The sequence below is a fragment of the Pseudomonas sp. SMN11 genome (assembly GCF_052041945.1).
Classification (GTDB): domain Bacteria; phylum Pseudomonadota; class Gammaproteobacteria; order Pseudomonadales; family Pseudomonadaceae; genus Aquipseudomonas.
This window is the reverse complement of record NZ_JBKGGW010000013.1, coordinates 63,990-80,641: the sequence shown is the minus strand read 5'-3', so window position 1 is coordinate 80,641 and position 16,652 is coordinate 63,990. Positions and strand designations below refer to the sequence as shown.

Sequence of the window (16,652 nt, the reverse complement as noted above, 5' to 3'; positions counted from 1 at the left end):
TCCCCCAAGCCGTGGATGATTCAGAGTTTTTTTGAACTAGCACGCAGGCGGCCGCCTCCCAATCTACAGACAGGGAATCACCCCGGAGCCCGCCATGGCCAAGCCCCTTGCAGAGTACGAACGCAAGCGCGATTTCAACGCCACGCCCGAGCCCAGCGGCAAGCGTGGCCGGGGCAAGCACGCTCACGCCCTGCAGTTCTGCATCCAGAAACACGACGCCAGTCACCTTCACTACGACTTCCGCCTGGAACTGGATGGTACGTTGAAAAGCTGGGCCATCCCCAAAGGCCCGTCACTCGACCCGAAAGTGCGGCGCCTGGCGGTGCATGTCGAAGACCATCCGCTGGACTATGCGGACTTCGAGGGCCATATCCCCGAGGGCCATTACGGGGCCGGCGATGTGATCGTCTGGGACCGGGGTGTCTGGGAGCCCGAAGGCGATGTCCACCAGGCTTATGCCAAGGGCAAATTGCGCTTTCGTCTGCAGGGTGAAAAGCTCAATGGTGTGTGGAATCTGTTCCGCACCCACCTGGCCGGCAAGAAAGAGCAATGGATGCTGGTAAAGTCGCGCGACGAACAGGCGCGTAGCGAAGACGAATACAGCATCGTCGAGGCCCAGCCGGACAGTGTGCTCAGTGACCGCACCCTGCTGCTCCGGCGTACGGCCAAAGCCAAGCCCTCGCCAACCCGGACCGACCGCAAGCGAACCGGCAGCGCGGCCAAGGCTGCACTGCCCGAGCACCTGCAACCGCAGCTCGCCACCCTGGTCGATTCCCCGCCCGACGGCGACTGGCGCTACGAGGTTAAATTCGACGGCTATCGCATGCTCGCCCGGATTGATGGCGACGACATCCGTCTCTTCACCCGCAATGGCCATGACTGGAGCGCCAGGATGCCTGGCCAGGTTGCCGCACTGCGGGCGCTGGGTATCGATTCGGCGTGGCTCGATGGTGAAATGGTGGTCAATGACGATCACGGCAAGGCTGACTTCCAGGCCCTGCAGAATGCCTTCGACACCGATCACGATGAACAAATCAGCTACTACCTCTTCGACCTGCCGTATCTGGGCGGCCGCGACCTGCGGCAACTGCCGCTGCAGGAACGTCGCGAAGCCTTACGTCAGCTGCTCGAACACAGCCAGTCGGACAGGCTCAGGTATTCCGAAGACTTCGACCAGCCCGTCGACTCGCTGCTGGACAGCGCCTGCCGTCTTGAACTCGAAGGCCTGATCGGTAAGCGCGCAGACAGCCCCTATGTCGGCCGGCGCAGCGCCGACTGGGTCAAGCTCAAGTGCAAACAGCGCCAGGAGTTCGTGATCGTCGGTTTCACCGACCCCAAAGGCAGCCGCAGCAGCTTTGGTGCCCTGCTGCTGGCCCTGCACGACAACGACAGCGGCGAACTGCGCTACGCCGGCAAGGTCGGCACCGGCTTCAACGCCACCACGCTGGACAGTATCCATGCCCGCCTCAAGCCGTTGGAAGTCGCCAGGCCCGCATTGCCCAAGCCGCCGACCGGCGTTGAAGCGCGTGGCGTGCACTGGCTCAAGCCGCAGCTGCTGGCCGAGGTTGCCTATGCCCAGATGACCCGCGACGGCGTGGTGCGCCACGCCGTATTCCATGGGCTGCGCGACGACAAGCCCGCCACCGCCATCGACCTGGAGCGCGCCATGCCCGGCAAGACCCTGCGCAAACGCAAGCAAGCCGACCTCTCGGATGACTTGGGCGAGCTGCGCCTGACCCATCCCGACCGGGTGATCGACGCAACGATCGGTGCGACCAAACGGCAAATTGCCGAGTACTACGCTGAAGTCAGCCAGTGGCTATTGCCGCAACTGAAGGATCGTCCCGTGGCACTAGTGAGGGCCCCGGACGGCCTGGCTGGGGAGCTGTTCTTCCAGAAGAACGCCGGCCAGTTGCACATTCCCCATGTGCTCACCTACGACAAGGCCGAAGCCGGCCAGGCAGCCATGGTCATCAACCGCGTCGATACCCTGCTGGGCGCGGTGCAGATGAACATGCTCGAACTACACACCTGGAACGCCACCGACAAGGACTTCGACAAGCCCGACCGTTTCGTCCTCGACCTCGACCCGGACCCGGCGCTGCCGTGGAAGGCCATGCTCGAAGCCACGCAACTGGCCCTCACCCTGCTAGACGAGCTGGGGCTAATGGTGTTTCTCAAGACCAGCGGCGGCAAGGGCATGCACCTTGTGGTCCCCCTCACCCGCCGTGCCGGCTGGGACGAGGTAAAGGATTTCAGCCACGCCATCGTTGACTACCTCGCCAAGCTTTTCCCAGACCGGCTCAGCGCCGTTTCAGGGCCGAAAAACCGAGTGGGCAAGATCTTCATCGACTACCTGCGCAACGGCAAAGGCGCCACCACGGTGTGCGCCTATTCCCTGCGCGCTCGCGAGGGCCTGCCGGTATCGGTGCCGATCTGGCGCGAAGAACTGGCCCAGCTCAAGGGCGCCAACCAGTGGCATATCGGCAACCTGCGCGAGCGCTTGGCCGAAATCGACGATCCGTGGGCCGACATGGCCAAGACCCGCCAATCGATTACCGCGCGCATGCGCAAGCAAATGGGGGTGGCATGAGCATTGTCCAGGATTTCGACCTCAACAACCTCGACCGGCTGTTGCGCAATTTTGGCGAACGGCCACAGCCGCTGAACCTCGACACCCAGCTACCGCAACTGATCCAGGCCCTGCAGGCCGACCACCTCGACCTGCTGCCGCTGCCTGGGCAAGGCAACACCTTGCGGCGCTGGCAGACCCTGGCGCGAGTGGCCGGTTGCGACCTGGCACTGGCCAAGCTTTACGAGGGGCATACCGATGCCTTGGCTATCCTCGCTGAATGTGGCGCAGCGCACCACGTCGACGAAGGCACCTGGGGCGTCTGGGCCGCAGAGCCGCCTGATGCCCGCGCACGCATCGTCGCCCGTGACGGTGACCAGGTGCGCTTGGCCGGGCGCAAGGCCTGGTGCTCCGGCGCCCTGCAGATCGACCGCGCGCTGATTACCGCCTGGGCCGAAGGCGACCAGCCGCAGCTGGTGGCGATCGAACTGGCGCACCCAAGCCAGGGCTTGAGTATCGACAGCTGGCAGGCCGTTGGCATGGCGACCACCGCGAGCATCGAAGTGGAATTCGACCATACGCCCGGCATCGCCATTGGCGGACCAGGGCAATACCTGTCGCGCCCCGGCTTCTGGCACGGCGGCGCCGGCATTGCCGCGTGCTGGTATGGCGCCGCCGAAGCCTTGGCCGACTACCTGCGGGCGCATTGCCGCAAACCACGGCCCGATGCCCACGCCGATGCCCATCTGGGTGCGGTGGATGCCGCATTGTTTGGCGCACGCGCTGCACTGCGCGAATGCGCGGCATGGATTGACCGGCAGCCCGAGGCCGACGCCAGTTTCGAAGTGCGACGTACCCGCGCTCAGGTCGAGCAGGCGGTCGAGCAGGTGATTCACCACGTCGGCCGGGCGCTGGGGGCTACGCCCTTTTGCCGCAACAGCCACTTCGCCAGGCTCAGCGCCGACCTACCGGTGTACCTGCGCCAGAGCCACGCTGAACACGACCTGGCGGCATTGGGGGCGCAACTGACACAAGTACCTGCCGGAGCGTGGAAGCTATGAACACCAACCTGATCCAGTCCAGCGACGGTACACCCTGGGCCGAGTGGCAGCAGGCCGCCCACCTGGCGCGTGCCACCTGGGTAACGCCGCAGCAACTGTGCCCGCCCGGGCGTCGCCTGGTGTTGATTGCACCGCACCCGGATGACGAGGTCCTGATGGCCGGCGGCTTGCTGACGTATTTTCGCGGTCGCGAAGACGAACTGCTGCTGATTTCCGCCACCGACGGTGAGGCTAGCCACTGTGGCTCCGAACACTGGACCGAGCATCGCCTGCGCAGGCAGCGCCCGCTTGAGAGCCGGCAAGCCTTGCAGCAGCTCGATCTGGACCTCAACCGCCTGGACTGGCGCCGGCTGAACCTCAAGGATGGCGCCTTGCCCCGCGAAGAGGCATTTCTGGTCAACCACCTGACCCAGGCGCTGCGGCCCGATGACCTGCTGATGGCGACTTGGCGCAACGACGGTCATGGCGACCACGAGGCGGTCGGCAGAGCCGCTGCCCAGGCAGCCCAGGCGCGCAAGACGCAACTGATCGAGGTGCCGGTGTGGGCGTGGCACTGGGCACAGCCGGACGACCCGCGTCTGCCCTGGCCACGCGCTCACCGCATTCAGCTTGACGACACCGCCCTGGCGCGCAAGCGCCAAGCCTTGGCCGCGCATGTCAGCCAGCTGGAGCCGGATGGCCCACGCCCGCCGGTGCTGCCGGCCCGGTTGCTGGATTGCCTGCTGCAACCTTTCGAACTGGTGTTTCTGTAACGGAGTGATCATGAGCCTTGATGCGCAGTATTTCGCCGAGCTGTATGCCCGCAACGAAGACCCGTGGGCCTTCCGCACCCGCTGGTATGAGAAACGTAAACGTGAACTCGTCGCGGCCAGCCTGCCACGCCAGTGCTACCAGCGCATTTTCGAGCCGGCCTGTGCCAATGGTGAACTGAGCGTGCTGCTGGCAGAGCGCTGCGCCGAGCTGCTGTGCCAGGATCTCGACCCCACGGCGGTGGGCCTGGCCCGAGAGCGCCTGACCGATGTGCCGAATGCTTCGATCGAGCAGGCCAGGTTGCCCGGTGACTGGCCGGGAGGGCGCTTCGACCTGATCGTGCTCAGCGAAATCGGGTACTACCTCGACCCCACCGATTGGCTGCAGGTCATCGAGCAATCGGTCGCCAGCTTGACTTACGACGGAGGCTTGCTCGCGTGCCACTGGAAGCATCCCATCGCCGGCTGCCCGCAAGATGGCCGTGAGGTGCACCAATTGCTGGCCAAACACCTGCCGTTATATCCGGTTTACCGCCACGAAGAGGCCGACTTCCTGCTCGAGTATTGGTCGTGCCAGCCCAGCGTGGTCGACCTGGACGAGACCTGCCCATGATTGGCGTGGTGATTCCTGCGCACAACGAAGCAAGGCGTCTGGGACGCTGCCTGAAGGCTATGGCTGGCGCCGTTGTCGGCGCTCAACAGGCAGGGCACCTAGTGCGTGTGCTGGTGGTACTTGATCGCTGCGTCGATGGCAGTGCCCAGGTAGCCGCCCGGTATGCCGTTGATGTGCTTGCGGTCGACGCCGGCAGTGTCGGCATGGCACGCCGCCTGGGGGCCGAATGGATGCTTGAGCGCGGCGCCAACTGGCTGGCCTGTACCGATGCCGATAGCCAGGTGCCAGCGCACTGGCTGCTGTCACAGCTGGCCTGCACCGCAGAGGTGGTGTGCGGCACGGTCCATATCGCCCATTGGCAGCCTTGGCAAAGGGCGGCACTACGCAAGCTCTACCTCAGCCGCTATGAAGCGCGGGAGGGCCATCGGCATATCCATGGGGCGAACCTTGGCGTGTGTGCCCGGGCCTATGAGCGGGTGGGCGGGTTTCAGCCGCTGGCGGCCCATGAAGATGTGCAACTGGTGCGGGACCTTGAGGCCGATGGTGCGCAGATCGTGTGGACGGCCAGGCACAGCGTGGCAACCAGCAGCCGGATCGACAGCCGGGCCCGCGAAGGGTTCGGGGATTATCTGGCGAGTCTGTAGTTACCTGTTCTGGCCTCTTCGCAGGCATGCCCGCGAAGAGGCCAGAACAGGACTCAGGAGGCCTTGCGGCTGCGCTTGGCCGGTTTTTTCTCGGCGGCGGGCTTCTTGCCACCGAGGCTGCGCTTGAGCAGCTCGGTAAGGTCGATGATATCGGCGCCCTTCTCGCTGCCGCCCGCCTCGCCTTTTTCCACCACCGCGATCTTGCCCTTGCTGGCCTTCTCCTCCACCAGGTCCATGATGGTCTGGCGGAACGCGTCATGGTACTCATCGGGCGCCCATGGCCCGCTCATGTCTTCGACCAGCCGCTTGGCCATCTCCAGCTCGCGCTTGTCGGGCTTGCTGTCGGTCACGCTCTTGTCCAGCTCCAGCGTTTCCAGGCCCCGTACTTCGTCTGGCCAGCGCAAGGTGATCATCACCAGCGCCTCGTCGAGAGGACGCAGCAGCGCCAGGTGTTGGCGGGTATGCAGTACCACGGTGGCCAGCGCCACCTTGCCGGTCGCTTCCAGGGTTTCGCGCAGCAAGGCATAGACCTTGCCACCGCGCTTGTCGGGGCTCAGGTAATACGGGGTATCGAACTGCTGCAGGGGGATGTCCTGCGCTTCGACGAACGAGAAGATATCGATGGTCTGCGTGGCTTCGGGGCGGGCCTTGCGGATCTCTTCCTCGCTGATCACCACGTAGCGGCCCTTCTCGTATTCCACGCCCTTGACGATGTTGTCCTTGTCGATGTCCTTGCCGGTGACCTTGTTCACCCGCTTGTAGCCCACCGGCTCCATGCTGCGCTTGTCGAGCCAGTCGAAATCGACCCGCTCGGTGCGCACTGCGGTATTGAGCGACACCGGGATATGGACCAGACCGAAACTGATCGCGCCTTTCCAGATAGCCCTGGCCATGACCTGCACCTCCCAGGCCCGACGATGGGCCTCCTACCAGAAGTGACTGCGTGGCGACGGGAAGGTTTACTCGATTAGCCCTGCGGGTGGTTCAGCCCACCTGGGTGAACAGCACCCGCTTGAACGCCTCGGCTGCCAGGTGCACCTGCACTGCCCAGTCACCCGCCGCATCGCTGCCGGCATCATCGGAGATGTACTTCAGGCACACGAACGGAATGCCCTCTTCGCGGGCAATCAGCGCGAACACGTAGGCCTCCATGTCGACCACATCGTAAGGTGCATCGCCATGGTTGACCTCGAAGCTGTCACCGCTGCCGCAGGTTTCCACCGGCAAGCCGGGGATTACCTGGCCATGCTCCAGCAGTACCGGGATGCTCGACAGCGGCGTTTCATAGCGGGCGAAGCCCAGTGGGGTCACGTCCATGTCGCGTTGCACGAAGCGCGTGCAGCACACCACCTCTCCCTTGCCGTGACGCTGGCTGCCGGCCGAGCCGAGGTTGACGATCAGCTTGGGGCGCTGTTGCTGGATCGCCCGGGTCAGGGCGATGGCGGCGTTGACCTTGCCGATACCGGTGAACACGGTCTTCACCTTGGTGAAAACATCGCCGGCCTCTGCCTCCAGGGCGAAGACGAACAAGGTATCGGCGAGGGAAATGTCGGGGAATTGCTTGATCAGCATCATGGCGCAGGGGTCCGAATGGCTTGCGATGGGCGCCGCCATTGTCGGTGATCGCTACCTGATTGCAAGCCCTTGTGCCGACAGCGGCGTTACCGGCTCGCCACGTCCTTGCGCCAGCACCTGCAGGGTAACCGCTTGCAATGCTCGAGCAGCGCTGGCGCCATCGGCAAGCGCCCGTGCTCTCACCTCCCGCTGAAGATCGGCACTGGTGCCAGCCTGCAGGATGTACTGGGCGTGCCGGCAGGCCCGTTCAGCGTCCACCGTGTCGATGGCATGGCGCGCCTGCAACTGGCTCAGCCAGCCCTCTGCAGTGACCGGCTGCTGGTCATGCAGCCCGATAAACTCGGCGAAGCGACCATGGCGCATGGCCCGCCAGTAATTCTCCTGGGTAATCCAGCGCAGCTCCCGGCTAATTGGCATGGGGGCGTTTTGGGGCTGCAGGTTATGTTCCACCAGATGGCGGAACAGACCGGCCACGCACAGGGCGTCTTCCAGATCAGGGCAAGCATCACAGATGCGCAATTCCACAGTGGGGAAGCGCCGCGACGGCCTGATCGCCCACCAGAAATCGCCGTCGCTCGCCAGCGCGCCGGTACGTTGCAGCAACGCCCGGTAGCGCTCGTAGGCAGCCCAGTCTGGCAATGCCTCCGGCAGCCCCATATGCGGCCATTCACCACAGATCACCCGCCGGTAGCTCATGTAGCCGGTATCTTGCCCGCTCCACAGGGGCGACGAGGTGCTGAGCACCAACAGCAGGGGCAGCCAGTACAACAAGCGGTTGATCAACTGCATGCGGTCACAGCCTGGCGGTACGCCTACATGGATGTGCAGGCCATTGAGCAGGCTACGGCGGGCCACATGCTGGTAGTCGTCGAAAACCTGGCGGTAGTGCGGCGAAGGCCTGGCCTTTTGGCGCAGCCACGGCGCAGTGGGATGACTGGCAGCGCAATACAGCCCGACGCCCTCCTCTGCCAGCCGCGTATTGAGGCGATGCCGGTATTCGAGAAAGAACTGCCGGGCTTCATGCAGGTTGCCGAAAATCGGCGAGGCGATCTCGATCTGGCTACGAAACATCTCTTCCGCGTAGAAACCGCCTACCGCTTCACGGCAACGCCGAGCCACCGTCAGCGAAGGTGTGCTCAACACTCGGCCACTGGCCAGATCCGCCAGCAGGTACTCTTCTTCGATGCCAAACGTGCAGGGCCGGTACATGCGGGATCAGGCGCAGCGGTTGACGGTCAGCGCCACGGCGGCGATGCGTTCAACCCGCTCATAGCCCGGCTCCAGCAGTTGTTCGCCAAACACGTCCGGGTCGATTTCGCGGTACACCCAGGTCCATTCCGGTCCGCCCAGGCGCAGTCGAATGGCTTCGAGCAAGGGGTCGCGGCCTTCGACGATGGCGACCCCGGTGTACAACAGCAACGAGCCACCTGGGGTCAGACGCTCCTGCGCTTGTTCGACGATACGCAGCGACAGTTCCGCGCCCAGTGCTCCGCCGCCATGGCGATAGGTACGTTGGCCTGCATCGAGCATGTATGGCGGGTTGGCCACGATCAGGTCGAAATTGCCACTGATGCCGTCGAGCAGATCGCTCAGTTCGACCGACACATTGCTGACACCGGCCAACGCCGCATTGATGGCCGTGTAACGCAGGGCCAAAGGGTTGATATCAACGGCGCTGACCTGAGCATGGTGGGCCGCACGGGCGATCACCAACGCACCCACGCCGCTGCCGCAGCCGATGTCGACGGCGTGCTGGACAGGCATCGGGCTGCGCTGCAAGTGGTCATGGATGACCTGGGCGAAACGGTAGCTGTCGGGGCCGAAAAACACCGCGTCACTGGCTTCGGTCGGATAGGCCGAATGCACCAGCAACAGGTCGTCCAGGCTGGACCAGCGTACCCGGCTGCGCAGCCATTCGCCCTCCTCGCTCACCACCTGCGCAGCGCGCAGCTGTTCGAGTTCGTCACTGGAGATCAGGGCAGGCGAGAACGGCCTGCTCCAGCCAAATACATCGCGCAGGTTGCTGGCATGCTCTGCACCATGCCGGGCGTTGTTGCGTGCCTGGGTGGCCGGTGTCACACAGGTGAAACGGTAACCATCGGCGCGCAGCCTGCGGCCGAGGTGGAGCAGCGCCTCGTCGGCCAGCACCTGTTGTGGGTCGAGCATCATCAGTGTGGGCCCTCCTGGGCAAGGCCGGTAACGCGCAGGTAGGCACGGGTGGCGGACAGGCCTTGAGGCTGGGCGTGACGATTACCGGCCATGTCGGCAATGAGGCTGTCGATGTCCTGTTCCTGGGCGATGCGTTCGGTTGGCACGGGCATGTCTGGCAACCAGCTGCCGGGCGCCACGCGGCGCAGGGACGGCTGCCAGTCAGCGGCAATCCAGTCGTGCCACAGCTGCTTTTCATAGGCGTTGAACACACCGAACATGGGCGCACTCGGGCCTTCGATCAACGACCACCAGCGGCTGTCGGATGGGTTCTGCCCGCGCTTGATCCAGCCATGGCTCTGCAAGGCCTGCAGGAATCCCGGTAGCAAACCCGGCTCAGCCAGCCATTGATTCACCGTACGTTGCTGCAAGCGGCAACGGTCGGCATGCATGAACTGACCAAAAGCGCGTTTACGCTCGAGGGCGGCCAGTAATTCAGCCTCAAGGTCGAAGCGGCTGATCAAGGTCGGTGCAGCGATGCCAAAGTCGTTGAGGCGGTAGCCGTGGCGAACCCGGCGGTAGAACTTCTCGATGTCCTGCTCCGGGCACAGTTGCTGGACGGCTCGAATGGCGTTGCGCGCATGGCCACTGGCAGCATTGTCGATGGTCACATGCAGCTGAAAATACTGACCGTCGATGCCCAGTTCGGCCAGTTCATGTGTGGTGATCAACAAATGCAGTGGCGGCTGTTCATAGCCCAGGTTGTAGCCGATAACCTCCGGCAGGAAGCTGTCACCATACCTGCCCAGGGCCAGCTGCAAGGTCCCCTGGAGGTAGCGTTCATCGTCGAGCGCCAGTGGCTCAAGGCAACCCAGTCGACTCAACAGGCGCTGGTAGATCAGTACGTGATTGCTGCGCGGGTCCCCGTCGCCCAATTCTTCGAGATACGTGCGAATCAGGCCGTGGAATCGCGGATCGTGCCAATGGCTCAGGGTGGCGTGCAACCAGGCACCGTCGACGGCCTTGGTCGGTGCCACTTGCTGCAAAAACCAAAGGGCCTGGGAGCGATTGGCAAAATAGCGCCGGGGAGCACCCTGGCGACGCTGCTCCAGATAGAGAGCATGTTCATGGGCGACCTGCGCGGTATGGCGGGCGCTCCAGGCGTCAAGCTGTCCAGGGGTGTCCGGCAGATCGTCGCTCAGGAGGCTGGCTTCGGCCAGCTTGGCCACCAGCCATTGGCGAGTGCCGTGGTCTTGGCCTGACAATAGCGCCTGATACCGGCTGGCAAGGCTGCTGTCAGTGGCCAGGGCCTCTCTCGGTGCTGTGGTATTGCGGGTCATGACCGTCATGCCTTGCTCCTGATGCGCTTACTGGCGTTGGTTTTCCCGCGGCATGGGCTCAGGGTCCGGCGCAGGCTGCGGCGCAGGCTTTTCATCGGGTTGCTGCATTTGCACCGAGGGCTTGCTCGGATCGCTGTCCTTGCCCGGGTGATTGTTGTCCCGGTCAAAACAACCGCCAAGCAGCGTCAGGCTGCCCAGCAAGGCGACAAGGGGTGAAAGTCGCATAGAGACCTCCCGTTCCAGTAGAGCGCAGCGCCAGGTCGCCCCGGCACTGCGTTGCCTCACTTACGAACGGCCGCCCTTGCGGCCCGACTCGCTGCTGGTACGGCCGCTGCCGGATTGCTGGCCGCCTTTGCGACCGGCCTCGGAGGCCTTCTCGCGATCATTGGCGAAGTTGCCAGGGTTCTTGCTACCACCTTGGCTACCGGTGCGGCTGTTTTCTTTATTGGCCATGGTCTCTAACCTCTTGTGGCTTTCGAAGTGCACGGCGCTGCGCCGTACATAAGGTCGGAGTTCGGCGATATCGGGGGATTCGTTTTATTGCGAAGGGTTCGGACCGGCGGCGTTAAATAAGCGGCAGGGATGTATTTGGTGCGCCAGTGGAAAGGTGAAAGCTGACGAGGTAAACCTCGCCAGCCATGGTCACGAGTGAGCGATCAACCCTCGTCATCGCTATCTTCTTCATCATCTGCCTGCGGCGAGCCAGGTACCTGCGGCGCAGTCGTTTTTTCCAGAGCAGCTACGGCGTTACCTGCCCCGATCACTGCGTGTGACTGGGATACGTGGGCAAAGGTGAAACTGCTCAGCAGCAGGCAGCCGAGCAGGCACAGCATCTTTTGAATGGTCATATCCATACTCTCCATGATCTGAATGACATGGCCGATCCCAAGTGCGACCGGCTCGCTGATTAGTACCCATCAAGGCCGCAGCCACAACTGGCAAAAATATCAGGTGCGGGCGGGACCAGGCTCCATTGCCCTGAGCTGATGTCGCCTGCCGAGCCATAGGCCCGTCGCACTCCAGCCGAGCGCGAGGATGATGCCGATCGTCATTGCCAGCTGCGGGTGCTCGGCCATGGCATCCAGGCCGCGCTTGAGCCAGCCGCTGAGTGCGTCACCGCCGCGATAGACCACCGTGTCGATGAAATTCTTCGCTTTGTACTTGTCTTCGGCCGGCAATACGGTGAACAGCATCTCGCGACCCGGCCTTACCAGCGCATATTCACCCGCCCGGCGCACCACCATGACCACCACGAATACGGCGAACACCGGTGCAAGGGCCAGCCAGAGGAAACCCGCCGCCATCACCAGCGGCACCGCCACCAGCAACACGCCGACGCCCATGCGCCTGGCCAGGCGGCCGGTGAGGAACACTTGCGTCAGGATGGCGAGCGCCTGTACCACGGTGTCGATCAGGCCGAAAACCTGGGTCTGGCGCGTACGATCGGTGAAAGTTTCGCTGACGATGCGGGCCTGCTCGAAATACAGGAAGGTACTGACACTGGCGAGCAGCATCACGAACAAGGCAATCGCCAGCAGATAAGGTGAGCGCAAAACGGCCGTCGCGCCGGCGAAGGGATTGCCGCCCAGGGGGCGCGACGTGGGCTGTTCATTCGCAGCGGGCAATGGGTTGCGATCGCGCCAATGCTGCAGCCAGACGCAAGCAAGCACGCTGCCCATCAGCAACAACCCGGCCAGCAGCACCAGCCCTGCGTGCCCCAACGGCGCCACCAGCAGCGTGCCCAGGATCGGCCCGCTCAGGCCGCCCAGGCTGGCCCCGGTGGCCAGCAGGCCGAACAGGCGCTTGCCTTGCTCGGTGGAGAACAGGTCGGTGAGCACACTCCAGGCCAGCGAAATGCTCAGCAGGTTGAACACAGACAACCAGATGTAGAAAGCCCGGGCGTTCCACAGGTCGTCTGGATTAACCGCAAACAGCGCCGCGAACAGCACCAGGTTGCTGGCGAAGAAGCCGTAGGTCCAGGGCAGGATGTGCCGGCGACGTACCTTCGAGGCCAGCCAGCCGAACAGCGGCAAGCTGGCCAGGGTGGCGATGAAGGTGCCGGTGAACAGCCATTGCAGGTTGTCTACACCGCCCGCCACGCCCATGGTTTCGCGCACCGGCCGCAGCATGAAGTAGCCGGTGAACAGCAGGTAGAACAGTAATAGCCCGGCGACCACCGCTGGCCCCTCTCCAGGCTGGACGAGACGCCTGCCCCAGCTGTTCATGAGCTCAGGCGAACTGCTTGATCAGCGTTTGCTGTTGCGCCTGGGTGAGCAGCGGCTCATGCCCAGCCTTGAGCTGGTCAACCTGACGCTCCGGTCGCCCGGTCGCCGGTATCACCGTGGTCACTGCCGGGTGGCTGATGGCAAACTTGAGGAACAGCTGTGCCCAGCTGCTGACCCCGGCCTCGGCGGCCCATGCCGGCAAGGCCTGGTCCTCGACTCTGGCGAACAGCCGGCCGTCGTCGAAAGCGCGGTTGATCAGCACGGCGACCCCCTTGTCCTGGCACAACGGCAGCAGTTCGCGTGCCGCTTGCGGGGCATTCACCGAATAGTTGATCTGGATGAAGTCCAGCGGCTCGCTGCGTACGATGCGCGCCACATCGTCGTGGCCGCTGTTCAGGTAATGGGTAATACCAACGTAGCGGGCCTTGCCCTGCTGCTTGAGTTCGCGGGCATAGGGCAGTTGCGTCTGCCAGTCGCGCAGGTTGTGAATCTGCAGCAGGTCGACCTTGTCGGTGCGCAGGCTCCTGAGCGTGCCGGCCCATTGCGCTTCGGCATCGGCCCGGCTGTCGGCGGCGATCTTGGTGGCGATGAAGCACTGCCGGTGCCAGCCGCCCTCCTCCAGCAATTGCCCGAGAATGCTGTCGGCGCCGCCATAGTTGGGCGAGGTGTCGATGACCTTGCCGCCACCGTCGAAAAACGCCTTGAGCACCACCTTGAGCTGCTGGAATTCGGCGGAGCCGGCCTCGACCTCGAAACTGCCGGAGGTGCCAGCACCAATCACCGGCAAGGCCTCGCCCGTGGAGGGGACCTTGCGCGTCAGCAACCCAGCGGAGCTGGCGGCATGCAGCCAGGGGCTGGCGGCCACAAGCCCCAAAGCCGCACCAGCGCGTAGGACGTCGCGACGCTTGTACATGGCAAAGCTCCCGTCATAAGTCGGAAACTTTCAAGGCTAGCCGCTCTACCCTGCACTGGCAGGTGATTCTGTATCTGGATGTTTTGTAATCAGGCCTGCAGCAAAGCGCGCAGGTCCAGACCTGCCTCGGTCATCGGCGGGCACCAGTAGTAGCCGCCTGTCAGCGGCCGACTGAAGCGGTACAGGCCGTCGATTATGCCGTCTTCCAGGCCGCTCATGCGCCGCAGCTGCACTTCGAAGGCCTCGAAGCTGCGGCCCAGGGCGACGAACGCCAGGCCTGCGCCGCGGCTGTCGGCCCAGGCGACCGAACGGCGCACCATGAAAGCTTCCGGCTCGAAGCTTTCCTGGGCGGTGCGCTTGACGTGGGCCGATTCCGGCGCGTCGTCGAGTTCTTCGTTATCGCTCAGGCGGCGGCCGATGATGTTGTCCTGGTCAGCCTGGGGCAGCGACTTGAAGTACTCAAGGTCATGCTTCCACAGCTGGAAGGCGGCGAAGCTGGAACCGGCCAGGCCTGGCTCCTCGCCGGCAAGAATGGCGGCATCCACCGCATCCTGGTCCACCGGGTTCTCGGTACCGTCTTCGTAACCGGTCAGGTCGTGGCCACCGCGGTGCAGGAAGCCATCGACGCTGTCAGCCAGGCGCAACGCCGGGGCCAGCACCTGTTCCAGTGCCTGGGCCTGGAGCAAAAGGTCGCCGCGTTCGTTGCCGCGCAGCCACAGCCACAGGGCGTGCTGGGTGCTCGGGTTTTCTACTGCTGCATCGAGTTGCGGGAAGGCGCGCAGGCCAGGAATGTCACGGCCGAGGGCTTTCGCCAAGGGGGCGCCGATGCCGAGGATCAGCTTCTGGCCATCCACCTGCGGCAGCAATGCATCCAGTACGGCAGGCAGCGCCTCGGGCGACTGCAGGGCGAAGAACAGGTGACGGGCGTGGGCCGGCACGGGGGTGGCAAGCAGACCTTGCTGGAACGGCATGACAGGCTAATCCTCGGCAAAAGCGGAATGCTACTGCGCCGGGGCGCCTATCGCAACGCGGCATGCAGACGCTGTAGGCCAAGGTTTACAGGGAATCCGGTAACAAACGGTTACCAAGTACTGGCGCATTGCAATTAGCCAGCCCGCAAGGCCGGCCTAGACTGCCTGCATTCCTTGCCCGAGTGCCTGCCCATGACCGCCTCACCCTTGTTGACTGCGTTCCTCCCCCTGGCGCTGGGCATCATCATGCTCGGTCTCGGCTTGTCCCTGACGCTGGCCGACTTCGCCCGCGTGGTGAAATACCCGAAACCGGTGGTCGTCGGCCTGTGCTGCCAGATCCTGCTGTTGCCGCTGGTGTGCTTCCTCATCGCCAATGGCTTTGGCCTGGAATCGGCGCTGGCGGTCGGCCTGATGCTGCTGGCCGCGTCCCCGGGCGGCACCACGGCCAATTTGTTCAGTCACCTGGCCCATGGTGACGTGGCGCTAAACATCACCCTGACGGCGGTCAATTCGTTGATCGCGATCCTGACCATGCCACTGCTGGTGAACCTTTCGCTGGCCTGGTTCATGACGTCGGACCAGGCAATTCCGCTGCAATTCGCCAAGGTCATGCAGGTATTCGCCATCGTCCTGCTGCCGGTGGCCCTGGGCATGCTGATCCGCCATTGGGCACCGCGTTTTGCCGCACGCATGGAAAAGCCGATGAAGCTGGTGGCAGCGCTGTTCCTGGCATTCACCATCCTGCTGGCGCTGGCCAAGGACTGGCAGACCGTTGTCGAATATGCCCCGGTGGTGGGCCTGGCAGCCTTGCTGTTCAACTTGATCAGCCTGGCGCTTGGCTACTGGGTGCCGCGCCTGCTGAGCATTCCCAAGCGCCAGGCCATCGCCATCGGCATGGAAATCGGCATCCATAACGGTACCTTGGCCATCGCCCTGGCGCTGAGCCCATCGCTGCTGAACAACGCCACCATGGCCGTGCCAGCCGCGCTGTACAGCCTCATCATGTTCTTCACTGCCGCGGGGTTTGGCTGGTGGGTCAGCCGTGGTCGCGTGGCACCCGCGCCTGTAACTGGCGCTTGAGCACCTTCAGCGGCGGCGCATAGAAGAAGCCGAACGATACGCTGCCCGTGCGCCCCTTCACGGCGTGGTGCAACTGATGGGCACGGTGCAGGCGCTTGAGGTAGCGGTTGACCGGTTGCGGCCGGCGCGGCCAGTGCCGATGAAAGAAGCCGTCGTGGGCCAGCACGTACAGCACGCCATACCCGGCCACGCCTGCGCCTACCCACTGCAAGGGCGCATGGCCGGCCTTGCCCAGGGCGATCAACGCCGTGGCGATCAGGCCCAGCGCCACCAGGTACAGGTCGTTGGTTTCCAGCATGCCCAGCTGCGGCTCGTGGTGCGAACGGTGCAGCCACCAGCCCCAGCCATGCATGATGTACTTGTGGGCCAGCGTGCCGACACCTTCCATGGCCACCAGGGTGCCGAGCAGCACGGCGAGATTGAACAGCATGTAACGGTCCGGGGTATGGCGGAGAATGGCGCAAGGGTACCGATTACCCAGGTTTATTTCCATGCAGGCGTAACCGGTTGTAGGGCATTTCCTGATGAATCCCTTGTCATGTTTTTGCCCTTGACCCCGTGTGGAGGGCGGCGTAAGGTCCGCGACGCAATTTCGCATCACTGAACAGGAGTCCTGCTTTGGACAGTAGCCCCAGTCGCTTGCGACAGGCCCACACGGCGAGCTAGTCCGGCAGCTTCCTGCCACTGTCTCGCCATTGGCCAGGCGGTGGAATTCTCCAGCCTTTGAAGGCTTTCCCCCTCTTCCCTTTCGTGGTCCTGCG

Annotated in this window: 17 protein-coding genes and 1 pseudogene; 6 read left to right on the top strand and 12 right to left on the bottom strand. The window is 63.9% G+C overall.

Annotation, left to right across the window (positions count from 1 at the left end; genetic code table 11):
* Positions 1-94: 94 nt before the first annotated feature.
* The 5 genes from ligD to ACLEJU_RS13830 are packed head-to-tail and all read left to right on the top strand — an operon-like array spanning position 95 to position 5,639.
* On the top strand, positions 95-2,593 hold the full coding sequence (gene ligD / locus ACLEJU_RS13850) for a DNA ligase D (RefSeq protein ID WP_435423799.1): 2,499 nt from the start codon (positions 95-97) through the stop codon (positions 2,591-2,593).
* Positions 2,590-3,633, top strand: a complete 1,044-nt coding sequence (locus ACLEJU_RS13845; protein ID WP_435423800.1) for an acyl-CoA dehydrogenase — start codon at positions 2,590-2,592, stop codon at positions 3,631-3,633. Before ligD ends, ACLEJU_RS13845 begins: the two co-directional genes overlap by 4 nt.
* Positions 3,630-4,385, top strand: a complete 756-nt coding sequence (locus ACLEJU_RS13840) for a PIG-L deacetylase family protein (RefSeq protein ID WP_435423801.1) — start codon at positions 3,630-3,632, stop codon at positions 4,383-4,385. The genes ACLEJU_RS13845 and ACLEJU_RS13840 overlap by 4 nt, the downstream gene beginning before the upstream one ends.
* Before the next feature lie 10 nt (positions 4,386-4,395).
* Positions 4,396-4,995, top strand: a complete 600-nt coding sequence (locus ACLEJU_RS13835; RefSeq protein ID WP_435423802.1) for a class I SAM-dependent methyltransferase — start codon at positions 4,396-4,398, stop codon at positions 4,993-4,995.
* Complete coding sequence (locus ACLEJU_RS13830; RefSeq protein WP_435423803.1) at positions 4,992-5,639, top strand: glycosyltransferase; 648 nt, start codon at positions 4,992-4,994, stop codon at positions 5,637-5,639. Before ACLEJU_RS13835 ends, ACLEJU_RS13830 begins: the two co-directional genes overlap by 4 nt.
* A gap of 53 nt (positions 5,640-5,692) precedes the next feature.
* Here the strand turns inward: ACLEJU_RS13830 and ku are convergent, their stop codons facing one another.
* The 11 genes and pseudogenes from ku to ACLEJU_RS13775 all read right to left on the bottom strand — a co-directional run bounded on the left by ku (position 5,693) and on the right by ACLEJU_RS13775 (position 14,811).
* Positions 5,693-6,532 carry a non-homologous end joining protein Ku gene (ku, locus tag ACLEJU_RS13825; protein ID WP_435424429.1) on the bottom strand — a complete coding sequence of 280 codons (840 nt, stop codon included), beginning with the start codon at positions 6,530-6,532 and terminating at the stop codon, positions 5,693-5,695.
* A gap of 91 nt (positions 6,533-6,623) precedes the next feature.
* Complete coding sequence (locus ACLEJU_RS13820) at positions 6,624-7,214, bottom strand: phosphorylase family protein (RefSeq protein ID WP_435424430.1); 591 nt, start codon at positions 7,212-7,214, stop codon at positions 6,624-6,626.
* A gap of 51 nt (positions 7,215-7,265) precedes the next feature.
* The gene (locus tag ACLEJU_RS13815; RefSeq protein WP_435424431.1) at positions 7,266-8,423 is read right to left on the bottom strand and encodes a carboxylate-amine ligase; all 1,158 of its coding nucleotides are present in this window, start codon (positions 8,421-8,423) and stop codon (positions 7,266-7,268) included.
* A 6-nt stretch (positions 8,424-8,429) separates the two neighbouring features.
* A complete protein-coding gene (locus ACLEJU_RS13810) occupies positions 8,430-9,383 on the bottom strand; it encodes a methyltransferase (RefSeq protein ID WP_435424432.1) in 954 nt (317 codons plus the stop codon).
* Positions 9,383-10,711 carry an iron-containing redox enzyme family protein gene (locus tag ACLEJU_RS13805; protein WP_435424433.1) on the bottom strand — a complete coding sequence of 443 codons (1,329 nt, stop codon included), beginning with the start codon at positions 10,709-10,711 and terminating at the stop codon, positions 9,383-9,385. The genes ACLEJU_RS13810 and ACLEJU_RS13805 overlap by 1 nt, the downstream gene beginning before the upstream one ends.
* An 18-nt stretch (positions 10,712-10,729) precedes the next feature.
* Entirely contained in the window at positions 10,730-10,927 is a 198-nt protein-coding gene (locus tag ACLEJU_RS13800; protein WP_435424434.1) for a hypothetical protein, read from the bottom strand.
* A gap of 60 nt (positions 10,928-10,987) precedes the next feature.
* A pseudogene (locus ACLEJU_RS13795) lies at positions 10,988-11,110 on the bottom strand (general stress protein); the annotation flags it as partial.
* 248 nt (positions 11,111-11,358) lie between these two features.
* The gene (locus ACLEJU_RS13790) at positions 11,359-11,550 is read right to left on the bottom strand and encodes a hypothetical protein (protein ID WP_435424435.1); all 192 of its coding nucleotides are present in this window, start codon (positions 11,548-11,550) and stop codon (positions 11,359-11,361) included.
* 99 nt (positions 11,551-11,649) lie between these two features.
* Complete coding sequence (locus ACLEJU_RS13785; protein WP_435424436.1) at positions 11,650-12,927, bottom strand: NTP/NDP exchange transporter; 1,278 nt, start codon at positions 12,925-12,927, stop codon at positions 11,650-11,652.
* A 4-nt stretch (positions 12,928-12,931) separates the two neighbouring features.
* The gene (locus ACLEJU_RS13780) at positions 12,932-13,840 is read right to left on the bottom strand and encodes an aldo/keto reductase (protein ID WP_435424437.1); all 909 of its coding nucleotides are present in this window, start codon (positions 13,838-13,840) and stop codon (positions 12,932-12,934) included.
* Positions 13,841-13,929: 89 nt separating this feature from the next.
* Complete coding sequence (locus tag ACLEJU_RS13775) at positions 13,930-14,811, bottom strand: Dyp-type peroxidase (protein WP_435424438.1); 882 nt, start codon at positions 14,809-14,811, stop codon at positions 13,930-13,932.
* A 192-nt stretch (positions 14,812-15,003) separates the two neighbouring features.
* Here ACLEJU_RS13775 and ACLEJU_RS13770 point away from each other — a divergent pair, with 192 nt between their 5' ends.
* Entirely contained in the window at positions 15,004-15,891 is an 888-nt protein-coding gene (locus ACLEJU_RS13770; protein WP_435424439.1) for a bile acid:sodium symporter family protein, read from the top strand.
* Here ACLEJU_RS13770 and ACLEJU_RS13765 read toward each other — a convergent pair.
* Positions 15,848-16,321, bottom strand: coding sequence for a sterol desaturase family protein (locus ACLEJU_RS13765; RefSeq protein WP_435424440.1), 474 nt, complete (start codon positions 16,319-16,321; stop codon positions 15,848-15,850). The two genes, ACLEJU_RS13770 and ACLEJU_RS13765, sit on opposite strands and share 44 nt — an antisense overlap.
* Between the last annotated feature and the right edge of the window lie 331 nt (positions 16,322-16,652).